The organism is Kitasatospora sp. NPDC022856 (assembly GCF_055561235.1).
Genome location: NZ_JBVHHE010000008.1, coordinates 49,823 through 63,641, shown reverse-complemented (window position 1 = coordinate 63,641; position 13,819 = coordinate 49,823). Strand labels below are relative to the sequence as shown.

Annotated in this window: 9 protein-coding genes and 1 pseudogene; all 10 read right to left on the bottom strand. The window is 67.0% G+C overall.

Features of this window, described 5'->3' with window-relative positions:
• Positions 1-116 precede the first annotated feature (116 nt).
• Positions 117-908 (bottom strand): thioesterase II family protein, encoded by a 792-nt coding sequence (locus tag ACZ34W_RS11955; RefSeq protein WP_329488487.1) that lies wholly within the window; start codon positions 906-908, stop codon positions 117-119.
• A gap of 617 nt (positions 909-1,525) precedes the next feature.
• Positions 1,526-3,067: a restriction endonuclease subunit S domain-containing protein gene (locus ACZ34W_RS11950; protein WP_465603426.1), complete on the bottom strand. Its 1,542-nt coding sequence runs from the start codon at positions 3,065-3,067 to the stop codon at positions 1,526-1,528.
• Between the two features lie 259 nt (positions 3,068-3,326).
• A complete protein-coding gene (locus ACZ34W_RS11945; protein ID WP_465603423.1) occupies positions 3,327-6,404 on the bottom strand; it encodes a type I restriction endonuclease subunit R in 3,078 nt (1,025 codons plus the stop codon).
• 3 nt (positions 6,405-6,407) lie between these two features.
• Positions 6,408-7,598, bottom strand: a complete 1,191-nt coding sequence (locus ACZ34W_RS11940; protein WP_465603421.1) for a restriction endonuclease subunit S — start codon at positions 7,596-7,598, stop codon at positions 6,408-6,410.
• Positions 7,591-9,165, bottom strand: coding sequence for a type I restriction-modification system subunit M (locus ACZ34W_RS11935; protein ID WP_465603419.1), 1,575 nt, complete (start codon positions 9,163-9,165; stop codon positions 7,591-7,593). The genes ACZ34W_RS11940 and ACZ34W_RS11935 overlap by 8 nt, the downstream gene beginning before the upstream one ends.
• A gap of 279 nt (positions 9,166-9,444) precedes the next feature.
• A complete protein-coding gene (locus ACZ34W_RS11930; protein WP_465603417.1) occupies positions 9,445-10,008 on the bottom strand; it encodes an ATP-binding protein in 564 nt (187 codons plus the stop codon).
• 162 nt (positions 10,009-10,170) lie between these two features.
• Positions 10,171-10,905 carry a class I SAM-dependent methyltransferase gene (locus tag ACZ34W_RS11925; RefSeq protein ID WP_465603416.1) on the bottom strand — a complete coding sequence of 245 codons (735 nt, stop codon included), beginning with the start codon at positions 10,903-10,905 and terminating at the stop codon, positions 10,171-10,173.
• 34 nt (positions 10,906-10,939) lie between these two features.
• Positions 10,940-11,626, bottom strand: coding sequence for a class I SAM-dependent methyltransferase (locus ACZ34W_RS11920; protein WP_465603648.1), 687 nt, complete (start codon positions 11,624-11,626; stop codon positions 10,940-10,942).
• A 23-nt stretch (positions 11,627-11,649) separates the two neighbouring features.
• A pseudogene (locus ACZ34W_RS11915) lies at positions 11,650-13,043 on the bottom strand (hypothetical protein); the annotation flags it as partial.
• 2 nt (positions 13,044-13,045) lie between these two features.
• Positions 13,046-13,810: a hypothetical protein gene (locus ACZ34W_RS11910; RefSeq protein WP_465603414.1), complete on the bottom strand. Its 765-nt coding sequence runs from the start codon at positions 13,808-13,810 to the stop codon at positions 13,046-13,048.
• Positions 13,811-13,819: the final 9 nt, after the last annotated feature.

Genomic DNA, 13,819 nt, shown 5'->3' with positions numbered 1-13,819 from the left:
CAGATAATAGATGGCCCAACGATTCTTCCGCCCGTCATAAAGATCCCGGAAATGCGAACCGCCCGCCCCTCCGGAGAGGGACGGGCGGGCGGACGATCAGTGGCCCACGGCCCCGGTCAACCGAGCCGGGCCGGAAGGTGCCGACCGGCGGCGAATCCGCTGATCGCCGAGATCACCGACAGCGCGTGGTCGTCGAGGAAGAAGTGCCCGCCCGAGAAGGTCCGCACCGAGCAGCCCGCCGTGGTGTGCTCGGCCCACGCCTCCGCCTCCGCCGCGGTGACCTGCGGATCCGCGTCCCCGGTCAGCACCAGGACGGGCTGCCCGATGCGGTCCCGGCCGGGCCGGCTGCGGTACGTCTCGGCGGCCTTGTAGTCGCTGCGGACCGACGGCAGCACCATCTCCAGGAACTCCGGGTCCCGCAGCATCAACGGATCCGTACCGCTCAACCGCTCCAGGGACCGGATCAGCGCCCGGTCGTCCGACCGGTGCACGTCCTGCGCCGTGTCCCGCGGCCGCGACGGCGCCCGCCGCCCGGAGACCACCACCCCCTGCAACGCCATCCCGGCCCGCTCCATCCGGACCGCCACCTCGAACGCCACCGACGCCCCGAGGCTGTGCCCGAACAGCGTGAACGGCCGGTCCGCCCACACCAGCAACTCCCGCACCACGTGGTCCGCGAGCGCGTGCACGTCCTCGACACAGGCCTCCCCGGCCCGGTCCTGCCGCCCCGGGTACTGCACCGCGAGCACGTCCACCGAGGTGGGCATCGCCCGCGCCACCGGCAGGAAGTACCCCGCCGACCCCCCGGCGTGCGGAAAGCAGACCAACTGCGCCGGCGCGGCGGGCGCCGGCTGGAACCGCCGGATCCAGAGACTGCTCCGCTCCGGCGCTGCTGCGTACCGTGGCATTCCCATCCCCTCCCCCTCCCCGGGGCCACCCACGACGGCCCACCCTGGCTGCCATTCAAGCCCCGCCGCCCCACCACGACCAGATGCCCGTCCCCCCTCTCGCACCCCCACCCCACCCCTACCCACCCCCTACCGCCACCCCGGGACAACGCGAAGGGCCCGGTCGCCCCAAGCGACCGGGCCCCACCGCAACGTTCACCCGTGGCCATCCGAACCCACGCCCGGCGGGCGCCATCCGACACCGCCGACCCCGGACCACAGCACACCCGATCGCGGGCATCCGCCGACGCGAGGGCATCCGCCTACGCAAAAGCCCCAGGTCACGGCGAGTGAGTCCTGGGGCTTCTACAGAGCCGCCTATGGGATTCGAACCCATGACCTACGCATTACGAGCCCGAGAGTGATCATGCTGACTGCTGCCAGCATTGATCACTTGGCGATGAACCCGCAGGTCAGAGCGCTGCGCCGTGATCCACGATCCGGCTCCAACCGCCACGTGCTGCCCCATCCGCTCACGCATTGCTCACGCAGCTCACGCTTTGATCGGCTCCAACACGGCGAGCCGCCAGCTACGCCGGGATGTCGACAGCCAGGGAAGCCGGGAGGCGAACACTCCACTACAGCAGGCCAGCGGCCTTCAGGGCTTGAGCGTCGCCGCGGTAGGGATAGTAGTGACCGTTTTCGAGGCTCTTCTGCACTAGCCCCAATGCCTTGACCTTGTCGGCGTGAAAGATCGACCAGGTGTGGCATTTTTCGCACAGTTCGCAGGTCAGGAATGGCCGCAGCGGGTAGAGCCGGTGATCCCGGTCAGCCAAGTACAGGCTTCCGGTCCCCACCCTGTTGCCGCCCTTGTACTGGACGGTGGAGGTCGGGACCACTGGGTGGTCACCCATGAGTCGCCGGAAGCTGACCGTCTCCTCGTTGCGGATCTCGTCCCAGACCACGCTCGTCACATGGATCAGGGGGAGGTCAGCGAGGAAGCGGGCGTGGGTGAGTAGCAACGACAGGTCCTCGTACGCTTCATCCAGTGCAGCAGGGAGCTCAAGGTCAGTTGGTGGCCGTTGGTGGGAGTTGTCGTTTCGCCGTTCGGCGAGGCGGACTCGCGCCTTGTCCGCGGCTTCGTGCTTGAGGAACGCCCCCAGCTCGTGGAGCGGGTGGTCAGGCCGTAGGTCGCGGCGCTTCTTTCCTCCAGCCTCCGTCAGGATGCTGGCCCAATCGCCGAATCCCGGCCCGCCGGGGGCATTCGCCAGCTTGCGCTGGACATCCGCGACGGAGGCAAGGTCGATGTTGGCTTCTCGGGCGAGCGCGGCCGAGACAAGTGCGGCGTAGGCCAGCAGAGCTTCTGCTGCGTCGAGAGTCGCGCCGTACGCGGTCCTCGGGTCTCCAGCGCTCTTGCGCACTTCTGCCTCCCGCCAGCGAAGGGCGACGGGATACGGCAGCCGGGTGCGGGCAATGTAATCCGGGGCGTCCAGTTCTGCTGCTGCCTCGGCCCTGAGCCGGGTGACCTGGCCGGCGGCGAGGATGGACCGCCTGGCTTCCACCAGGTCAGTACCTCTGTCGAAGACTGTGTCGGTCAGTGCCACTGCATCGACACTCCACGCTCCCAGCCGCTGGCCGGCAGCTGCCAGCTCACCCAGTGCGGCGGATAGCGCCTCATCGTTCGCTGGCAGTCCCAATGCCTTCAGGTCTTTGAGCTGAATCCGCTGGAGGGTCACGCCGTAGGCCAACGCCCCGACCTTGTCGGAGCGGAGGAACGCGAGGATCAGACGTTCGTGCTCCGGTGCCAGTGGGCTTGCCGGGCGCAGGACGATGATGCCACGCGCAGCAGCTGCAGGAAGGTCCGCTTCTCGGACAGCTGCCGCCTTCGGGCGACCGGAAACGATTTGGGACAGCAGAATGTCGCCGACCTGAAGGCGCGGTCGGTCCGGTACGTCGCTTCGCCAGTCGGAATCCTCATCCCGCTCAGCGATTGACCCGTCTCGCCCAATGTGTTTGAGCCAGATCAGGCGTACGGCGTCCGGGGCAGTGGCCGAGCAGGGCCCCGGGCCATTCCTAGTCGGACTCCAACCCTGGATGACCTCGCCAATGACTGAATCGAAGGACAAGGGCTGATCTGGGCCGAGCCCGGAAGGGCCTTCATGATCGTTGCTGCTAGACAAAGTCCCCCCTGCTTTTCGCGATGACTGATTCTACTTCCGGCGGTGCGCGGCGCCCTGGCCAGCGGCAACTCGGCTTTCAGGAAGGGGCTACTCGTCGCTCGGGATGTGATCTTCGGTCAGTGCTCCGGCCATGGCTGGACCAACTCGTGAACCCCGGCACACTGGCGGAGCGTCAAGGGGCAACTCAGGGGATGGATCAGGCCCGCGCAGCGCGACGAGGCCCGGCAACCGTCTTGGGTTGCCGGCCTCCGTGCAATCGTCAGTCGACGAGGTAGTGGGCTTCGATGTAGGCGACGGTGGAGTCATATGGCTCCCCCACCGGCTTCAGCGTGTACCGGCGGAAGACCGCAGCGGTGGCGCGGCGGGCGCCTCGGTTGCGGGCGTCAGCGTTGTCCCACGAACGGGAAAGGGTGTGGGTGACCACCTGGTCGATCTCCTCGGCCAGGTTTCGCTCCGTGATCGTGACACCGGCCGGGGCGTGGTCGTGGATGATCCGCGACAGCACACCCACGCGGTCGTCGTCCAACACGATGACGGCTTCGTTAGGGTGCTTCTCCGCGTCCACGACAGCGCGGGCGACTCGGAGTGCTTCGGCCAGGAAGTCCAGCGCGTCCTGGGCGTTCTGGATGATCCGGTCCCGCAGCTGCCTTATCCGCTCAGCAAGGGCGGTGTACTTCGCGGAGTCCGGTTCGACGCCCTTGTCGAGGGCGGCCTTAATGCGGTCAAGGATCTCCGCTGCGGACGGCGGCTTCTCCTCTTCCCTGTCGTCGTTGCCGGGGTTGGGGCGGACGAGAGCGAGCAGTTCCTTGAGGATGGCGATGCCCTGGGCGTCCAGGACGAGGGCCTCCTCTTGGGAGCGGACCACGGAGAAGGAGTGGACGTGGGCGTTGATGATCTCCAGGACCATCGGCCCCAGCTCGGCCAGTCGCTCCTTCCGCTCGTCGTCGGAGGACTTCTTGAACAAGGTCGTGTACACGGACCCGAACAGGGCGAAGCCGTCCCGGTACTTGGCGACCCGCTTGTCAGCGATGATGAGCGGGTACAGGCGGGCCAGAAGCCGGTAGTCCTTGGCGAACACCTCAGCAACATCGGGCCTGGCGTCCAGGAAGCTGTTGGCCGCCCTCACGGACGCGTATCCGTGCTCCGCGAGGTCCAAACCGTCCACGTGTGCGAGGAGGTCTTCGATCCGGGCAAAGACCTTACGGAACTCCTTGACCAGGTCGGACAGGTCGGTGACGAACCCGCCGCCCTTGACTGGGCCCTTAGCCGTGGGGTCGGCGACGGCCCGCTGGACCTCCTCGGCCAGGCTGATGTAGTCCACGACCACGCCGGAGGTCTTCACGAACCCGGTCGGGGACACCCAGGTGCGGTTCGGACGGGTGATCGTCTGGAACAGGCTGTGCGCCTTCAGCGGCTTGTCCAGGTAGAGGACTCCCTCGTTGGGGGCGTCGAACCCGGTCATCAGCTTCGCGGTCACCACCAGGAAGCACAGCGGGTCGTCCGGGGTGAGGAACTTCCGCTTCTGCTCCTCCTCCTGAGCCTCCGAGAGCTGGAACGGCCGCATGGCGGGGTCTTCGTCCTTGGCGTCCGAGACGGAGATGTTCACCTCGGCAGTGATCCGCGTGTGCTTCCCGACCTCGGCAAGCACCTGGGACGCCTCGAAGCCGGCCAGCAGCTCGTTGATCTTGTCCCTGTAAGCCACGGCCAGCTCGCGGTTGTAGGCGACGACCTGGGCCTTGAGGCCGTTGCGGTAGGCGCTGGCCAGATAGTGGTCCACGATGTGCTGACAGACCGTGTGGATGCGTTCGGGGTTGGCAAAGACCGAGGTGAGGCGGCCGAACTTGCGGGACAGCGCTTCACGGTCGGGGTCGTCGAGGTCGAAGGTGTCCGCGAACTCGTCGAACTCGTCTTGCAGCGCCTGGTCGTTCATCTCGAAGGAGACCGGGTACGGGTCCAGCATGACCGGGACGGTCGCCTCGTCCAACAGGGAGCGGGACACCGAGTACCGGTGCAGCACCATGTCCGGGTCGGTCTCTTCGCCGAAGAGGGCGAAGGTGTCGGTGGCCAGGTTCCTGATCGGGGTGCCCGTCATGCCGAAGAACTTGGCGTTCGGCAGCGCCGCCCGCATCTGCCAGGCCAGGGACTTCTCTTTGGTGGACTGGGTGCGGTGCGCCTCGTCGACCAGCACGACGATGTTGTCCCGGGTCGACAGGTCCTTGCCGGCATCGGCGAACTTGTGGACGGTCGTGGAGATGACCCCGCGCACATCGTCGGCCAACAGGGCGCGCAACGCTTGGCCTGTGGCGGGCCGGTGGAAGTAGGAGTCACCCATCGCGGCGGTGTAGGCCTTGGCGGTCTGGCGGACGAGCTGGGTCCGGTCCGAGAGCAGGATGATCGTGGGCGACTCGGTGCGGGCGTCGGCCAACAGCAGGGCGGCGGCGAAGACCATCAGCAGTGTCTTGCCGGAACCCTGGTGATGCCAGATCAGGCCCTTGGATCCGCCGGCCAGGACTCGCTCGTGGATCAGGTGCGCGGCCTCCATCTGCGGGTAGCGAGGCAGGAACTTCTTGTCCACCCCGCCCCCGGAGGTGGCGAAGAGGACGAAGTTGGCGAGCATGTCCAGGATGGTGGCGGGGTTCATCAGCAGTTCAACGGACCGCTGCACGTCCGCCTGCCCGGACAGGTTCTCGTCGTCGGCAGTAGACCGGAACGGCTGCCACAGGTTCGTGGGCGCGCCGGCGGCACCGAACCGCAGCTTCAGCCCGTCGGATGCAACGGAGAAGACGTTGGAGGTGAAGAACCATGGGTACTCGGTGGCGTACACGTCGTTGATCTCGTGCGCGGCATCGATCCACCCGGACTTCGCGGTGGGGGACTTCACCTCGACCACGACCAGGGGCAGGCCGTTGACCCAGTACACAAGGTCGAACCGGCGGGAGGTCTTGCCGGGCACGGTGATGGTCACCTCGTCCGACACGATCAGCGTGTTGGCAGTCGGATGCTCGAAGTCGATGACCTTCAGGGCGTGCCACGCGCCGTCGGCGTCCCGAAACTCCTTTCGCCCCCGCAACAGATGCAGAACCTGCTCGTTGGCACGAACAAGACCGCCCTCGACAGCGTTGACCGTGGCTTTGATCTCCTCGACCACCGTGTCCACATCGAACCCGTCGATCACCCCCGGGTTGAGCCGGACAATGGCGTCCCGCAGCTGGCCAGCGACCACCGTCTGCGTCGTCTCACGCGGCAGTGCCCTGCCGGCCGTGAAGCCCCAGCCCATCGGGAGAGACCACTGGATCATCAGGTTCTGGAACTCACGCTCCCGTACGCCCTTCGCCACGGCTCAGACCTCCAGCTCGACTGACTCGATGTTGATGGTGCGATCCAGCAGGCCGCTGAGAAGCGACGGACGAACCCTACGCAGATGGTCAGCCTCAGCACGTGTCGCGGCCTGGGTCGCTCGAACCGAGTCGATAGCAACCAGCGCTCGGTCCTGGTCGGCGAGCGAGTCGGGCATCGGGATTGACTGGGTCAGCACCAGGCCCTTGCTCAGATTCGGCTGCGACGAACCGACCGCACGATGACGAAGGTCGTCGGTCTTTGACCTGACCGCATGGAGCAGGAACCGCGGCAGGACCACGCTCTCGTCCGGGACCAGGGCGAGTACCGCCTGGTTCGTGCAGATGGGCGCTTCCACGAATCCCGCTCGCCCCTTGGTGTCACCTTGTCCGTACATCGCTACGACGGTCGCGCCCGGCGGAACCATCTTCGCGCTGCTGCCTTGCAGTCCCGCCTCAGTGATGAACTCCGAAGCCGTGACGATGCTGTCGTTCTCGACCTCGCCCGACTTCAGCCACGGGATGTCGCCGCCATAGAACTCGGCCTTGCTTCGCGAGGGAGTCCCGCCGGCGAAGGCCCCTGACACCACCTCGTTGATCTCGACCTCGCCGTAGCGTGCTCCGAGCGAGAGGAGAAAGCCCCGGTAAACGCCGTCCAGCGCCTCAACCTCGTTGTCGAGCGCGACGATCTGGTCGTCCACCGCACGGACGACCTCGACGATCCGCTCTTGCACGACTACGGGCGGCAGAGTGACGGTGGCTGCATAGAACTCCTTCAGGCGGACGTTCAACAGGCCGTGAGCACGCGCCCCCTCCCGGAGAGTGCCAGCGAGCGAGCCGAAGAACTGGTCCGAGTTGAGGGCAAGCTCCAGATACTCGGGAAGAGCAGCCCCGTCCTTGGCCTCAAACACGAAGTACAGCGGGGAGACGATGCCGGACTCGTCGCTAAGGTTTCGAGCCACCGTGCCATAGCGGGCCGACTTCGACGTGCTCTTGTTGTAGACAAAGTGCCCGGGCCCGACAACGTAGTAGCCCGAAGTGTCTTTGCTGGCGACCTTCTTCGTGAAGAACGATTCCTGCGCGATCAACCCGTGCTCGGCGGAGACGGTCAGGACGTTCTCGTTGGCCCCGTCCACGTTTTTCGTCGTGACGCGCGTCACAACTTCCGATAGCGAGACCTGCCGCCAGTCACTCATCGAAGCCCTCGATCCCGGCTTCAGCGAGGACAGCGAGCATGCGCTGCTCGGTCTCTTCGCGCTCGGCTCGAGCAAGGTTGTAGGCGTCAATGAGGGTGCCGAGGTCTTCCTGCTCGGCAGCGGCCTGCTTGATGTACCTTCCGATGTTGAGGTGGTACCCGTTCGCCACGATCTCCGCGACGGGCACGAATCGCGCTCCGATCCCGCTTTCTCCGCCGATGTCCACCGGGTTACCGTCAGCGTCGAACTTCGAGTTGTAGGCAGTCACGACGTCAGCGATATCGGTGTCGGTTAGGACGTTGCGGTTCTTGGCCTTGGCGAACCGCTTGGAGGCATCGATGAACAGCACTCCGTTCTGCCGCTGCGGGGCCTTGGTGCCGGGGGCACGGAACACCAAGATCGCCGTAGGGATGCTGGTGTTGTAGAAGAGGTTGGCAGGCAGGCCAATGACCGCTTCGAGCAGGTCGTCGTCCAGGACGCGCTTGCGGATGGCCGCTTCCTGGCCTCCCCGGAACAGAACACCTAGGGGAAGGACGACACCGGCACGTCCCTTCTCCGGATCCATGCTGGCGATCATGTGTTGGACGAATGCCCAGTCCGCCGATGACTGCGGCGCGACTCCACCGATGGCGCGCGGGTCGTTGGACCAAGGCTTCCACTTCAGGCTGTACGGCGGGTTGGCGACGACCACATCAAACTGCCTGACGGACCCGTCCGACTTCTTAAAGCGCGGGTCCTTCAGAGTGTCGCCAACCTCGATCTTGAACTGGGTGAGGTTGTGCATGAAGAGGTTCATGCGTGCCACACCCGCGGTGTCGGCCACGGTTTCCTGTCCGTACAGGCTGAGCGTGTAGCCGCGCCTGCCGCGGGCCTTCAGAAGGTTCGCGGAAGCGATGAGCATGCCGCCCGACCCACACGCAGGGTCGTACACCGACTCGAAGTTCTGGGGGTCCAGGATCTCAATGATCAGCTCGACGACCTCCCGCGGTGTGAAGAACTGGCCGGCGCGGGTGCCGGATCCGTCAGAGAACCGCTTCAGCAGGTACTCGTACGCCCCGCCGAGCACGTCGTGAGACATGTTGCCCTCGTGCATCTTCGGGGTGCGGTTCATCACCTGCATGACCGCCGCCAGCACGTCCCCCGGCAGCACTTCTTCGGAAGTCCAGGGCATGTTCCCGAACAGGCGTGAGAACTTGTCGGGGTTGGCCGTCTCGATGGCCCGCAGAGAGGTGCGGACCCGCTGACCAAGGCCAGGCTGGGTGATGGTGGCGAGGTGGGTCGACCAGGAGGCGCGACGCTCCTGGTCGGTGCCGGGAAGGACCAACGGGATCTCGAACGACTGGTAGTCGCGGTACTCGATCTGGTGGGACTCCTCGGGGGAGAGGTCGTCCAAACCCTCGTTGTCGGCCAGGAACTTCTGGTGCTCATGGTCCCAGGTGTCTGACAGGTACTTCCAGAACATCAGCGGGAAGATGACCGAGGAGTACTGCGCTTCGGGCATCGCCACGCGCAGCTCGTCGGCGGCGTCCCACAACCGGTTCTCGATCTCCTGCTGGGTCACTGCCATCAGTCGGGTGTGTCCTTGCTGGTAAAAGGGCGGCGACCCGAAGGCCGTAGTGTTCCTACTGGTCACCTAGGCGGGGCGTCGCGATCCCTGCACGGGCGACCTGCCAACGATAGCCGTCCCCCACGACACACCCCAGCTTGTTGGACTCCTTCCGCTCCGGCACTATGCCGCCTGAATCCTCTCGCCTGGCACGCGCCATGGCGGCCGTCTGGTCCGAGAACCTGCCCGATCTCAGATCCGTCCCCGGGTCAGGGCGCTCTCGTTCGGCTCCCCGTGTGGCTACAGCTCACGTAGTCCGACCAGCACCCTTCCGATCAATAACGGGTCGGAGATCGGGCCGGTGGAGTCGCTTGGCTGCCCACGCTCCTTAGCCTGCGCCGCGTGGCCGGGGCCGGACTGTCCGGGCACGTGAAGGAGAAGTTCTGCCCAGACAACCTTCCCGGAGGCTGCGGTCGGGTAGTACCCCCATCGATTGGCCATCTCGCTCACCAGGAACAGCCCGCGTCCGCCGATGGCGTCCACTCCGACCTCTCGCCGCACTGGCGGCCGGGGATCGCGGTCTGCCACTTGGACGAGCACGCCCGTTCCTGTCTGCTGGAGGGCGAGGGTGAACGTGCCGACATCGGCCAGGCCCGCGTATCCGGTGCTGTGCGGCTCGTTGTCGGCTGGGTGGCGGATCGCGTTGGTGGTGAGCTCGGAGACGATGAGGTTGGTCGTCTCGATGACGGCCTCCGGAATCTGCCAGCGCCGCAGAATGTCGGCGGTGTGTCGGCGAGCCCAGGGGACCGCGTTGGGGGTGTCGGCCAAGGTCAGGTGGCTGATGTACGGATGGCCTTGAGACATGAGGTGCCTCCCGCTCGGGGCTGCGTAGGCGCACACGTACCTGCGCTGGCGTTGATCGGGTGATCCCGCCGCCCCGTGGTGGCCGGGGCGGCTCCAGCCACCACGGGGCAGAGGTTCTATGCGCTCGCGTGCGGATCGCCCGCGGGCTACGCAGCTTCGCGGCTACTTCGTAGCGATCACGTAGACACTGGCCCACTGGCGCTTCGGGTTGGCCATGGTCGGGTCGAAGGTCCACGACTCGACGGTCTTGAAGCCGGCCTCGGTGAAGAGCTGGGTGAGCTTCTCGTGGTCGTACGCCCAGTAGTGGGGGTTGTAGGTCGGGTCGTCGTCCTGGTCGCGGAAGACGTAGTTGATGAGGTCGAGGTAGGTGTTGATGTCGCCTCGGCACTGCCGCTTGGCGTACCAGCGCTCGATCATTTCGGCGGCCCGGTCCGGCGAGGCCGGGTACTCGTTCAGGACGAAGGCCGCGTCCGGGACACCGGTGATGAGCTGCCCGCCGGGCGCGAGGACGCGGTGAGCCTCGCGGGCGTAGTGCTTGGCGGAGCGGGGGTAGTCGATGTGCTCCAGGAAGTGCTCGGAGAAGATCGCCTCGGCGCTGGCGTTGGCGAGCGGGATGCCCTCGCGCACGTCCCACAGGAGATCGGCCGGCGGGACGATGTCGATGTTGAAGAATCCGTCGATGCGGTGGCCGCCACCGCCGATCTGGACCTTGCCGGGGCCCGGCGTGAGGACGCCGTCGGGGAGGGCGGCGAGGCTGGCCCGGTGGTGCCGGTGGAGGTCGACCTCCTTGAGGGTCGTCCGGAGTGTGCGCGCGAGGCCGTGGGTGGTCGCCGGCGAGTCGAGGGCCTGGTCGAGCTGGGCGACGAGGGCGCTTATCTGCTGGTCGTGCGGGGTCATCGTGTCTCGCTTCCTGGGTCGCCTGGGGTGAGGGTCAGGTGGTTCGGGAGCTGAGCTGGTCGATCTTCCACAGGCCCAGTCCGTTGCCGGGGTGGTGTCGGCCGGCGTCCGTGAAGTCGGTGTCGAAGTGCTCGACGGGCTCGGGCAGGTGGAACGGGGCTGCCTGGAGGTTGAGCGGTCGCCAGTGCGTGTCCGCGGTGTCGCGGTTCTCGGCGAGGTCGACGTAGGTGGTGGCGAGCAGGTACGTCGAGCCGCTGTTGGCCACGCGGCCGAGGAAGGCGAGCACCTCGTGGTGGGTGAGGTGGACGAGGCAGTCCCGCGCGATGACGAGGTCGGCAGCCGGGATCTCGTCGCGGCTCAGGTCGGCCTGCCGGAAGGAGGCCCGCTCGCTGCCGTGCCGTTCCTGGTTGCGCCGGACGAGGTCGGCGACGACATCAAGGCCGACGTAGGCGTCCAGCTGGTCGAATCCGTCGACGTGGCGGATCCAGTTGACGTCTCCGCATCCGGCGTCCGTGATGGTGCGGATCGGGTAGCACGCGAGGATCGAGGCGAGGGCGGCCCGGACCGCCTTGGTCTGCCGCAGCTCCGATCCGGGCCCGGAGACCGACTCGGGCGATCCCCAGTGGTTGGTGCGGTAGATCTCGGTGAAGAGCGCCTCGGCAGGCTGCGTGGGCACCGGCCAGGGGGCGGTGGACGGGTTGGTGGGGTCGTGGGTGGGCATGCGTCTCCTCCGCGATTGGTCGTCGAGGGGCTTGGGGCGGCAGCAGTCAGCGGCTGCTGTTGCGCATCAGCGTGTACTTGATGTCGACGAGGCGAGGCGCGATGCTCAGCGCAAGCTGCTCGGTCGGGTGGAGGTGCCCGGAGTCGTCCGGCTCGGCACGCCAGACGCGGTAGTCCAGGTTGGGGTAGGCCGGGTTGATGCCGATCTCGCCCTTGGGCATCGTGCCGTTGAACGGCGCGACGATGTCCATGTGGTTCCAGTAGTTCCAGGCTTGCAGGGCCTTGTGCTGGTCGAAGTAGAAGTAGAAGTCGGGGTACCGGCCGAAGCTGCGGAGCTCCCGGTGGATGAGATGGCCGAGCAGCGGGCCGAGCTGGGTGGCGAGGCTGTCGAACTCCCAGCGCGTGCGGTGCCAGGCTTCGGGCACTTGGCCGCTGGTGAAGAGCCGGGCGGCGACGAGATAGCTGATCCGCTCGACCAGGTAGGTGCGGGCGTGGTCGGCGTCGATGGTCGGGTCCACCCGTTGGAGCAGGCTCGCAAGCTGCTGCGGCCGGGGGCGGAACCGTGCGAGGTTGAACTTGCCGGCCATGTCCGGGAAGGAGGCGAACAGCATCTCCTTGTAGAGCCAGTTGTTGAACTCCCCGAGGTCGGCCAGCTCTCGGGTCCGCACCGAGGTGGAGTGGAGCATCAGGTACTCGGCGAGGGCCTCGAAGTAGAGGTATCCGAGGATCGGCAGCCGGGGTATGGCCGCGTCGAGCAGCTGCAGGAAACCGTCGGCTGCCACGGTCGAGCCCTGGTAGGCGATGCCGGCGGCCAGGGCCAGGAAGGCCGCCGAGTTCTTGACCCGGCCGACAACGGTCTCCCGCAGGTGGTGCCGCTCGGCCTTGCTGAGCAGGTATTCGAGGTCGGTGAAGATCTGCAGGTGGATCGAGCCCAGCCGTAGGTAGTCCACGCCTGCCAGTCCGCGGTACGCCTGGGGCGGTGCGGTGATCTCGAAGATCAGCGGTGTGGGCGCGCGCTCGGTCAGGCCAATCTTGGTGAGGGAGGCCGGGGCCTCCTTGGTGAGGACGTAGGCGGCCAGGTTGTGCATGCGGAAGCCGCGGTCGGTCGGTGTGAGTGGTGCGCAGTAGATGCTGCCGACGAGGCATCCGCCGGAGGGGTAGAGCACGCCCTGCTGGCTGATCTCCTCCAGGGCGTGGGTGACGTGGAGCAGGTGCAGCTTGCCATCGCTGCTCAGGCTGTCGAAGAGCGCGTTCTTGCGGAGCAGGCTGCCGTTCGGTGTCTCGTCGGTCAGGCGCTTGTGCCAGGCAGCCGTCTGGGGCGCCAGCGGGTCGCGCTGCCCAGCGTCGGGCGGCAGCAGCGCGGAGTCGAAGAAGGCGTGCGCGTCGGCCCACAGGTTGTAGGCGTCGCGGAGGCTCACGGCTACACCAGTCCCTTCTCGGCGAGCGCGTACAGGACGGCCTCGGCGCTGCTGGCCCCGGCGAGGTGGGCGGTCTCGGAGACGACCACGAGGTCGAAGGCGACGGCGCGGAGCTGCTCGAAAGCCGGCTCGCGGACGTACCGCGCGTCGGGCCACCAGCTGAGCTTCGGCAAGCGGTACCGGTCGAGCGCGTCGGCGGCCTTTACCAGGTCGCAGATGCGCTCGGCTCGGCCATGGTCCGCTCGGTCGTCCGCGCCGAAGGCGTCGTACGACAGGTCGTGCAGGCGGATGGCGGTAGCCGCCTGGATGATCCGCCGGGGCGTGGCGACCAGGCCGAAGTGGGCCCAGACGGTGTCGGCGTTGGCGGCCAGCCAGACGGCGGCGCGGGCGCCGTGGCCTTGGTCGTCCTTGTCGTGCAGGCGCTGGCAGTCGTGGACGGCAGCCGCCAGGATGACCGTGGCGGTCTCGCTCTCGTCCATCTCGTGTGTTTCGGCGAGCAGGGCGGCCAGCGCGGCGGTCCGCATGCTGTGCCGGATGCCGTGGATCGAGGCGTGGAGCTGGGGCTCCGCCAGCCACGTTGCCGGAAGGGCGGACCGGCCGAGGAGCGTCTTCGAGGCCGGCCGCAGGGGCGGCGGCCAGGCCGCGCCGAGGTCCGGCCGGTTGGCCTTGATCCACTCGATGGTGGCCAGGTCCATGTACTGGTGGTGCGGCAGCTGCTTGCGGGCAGCCAGGTCGACCAGGCTCGTGGTGATCGGGGTCGTGCTCATCTGTGCCCA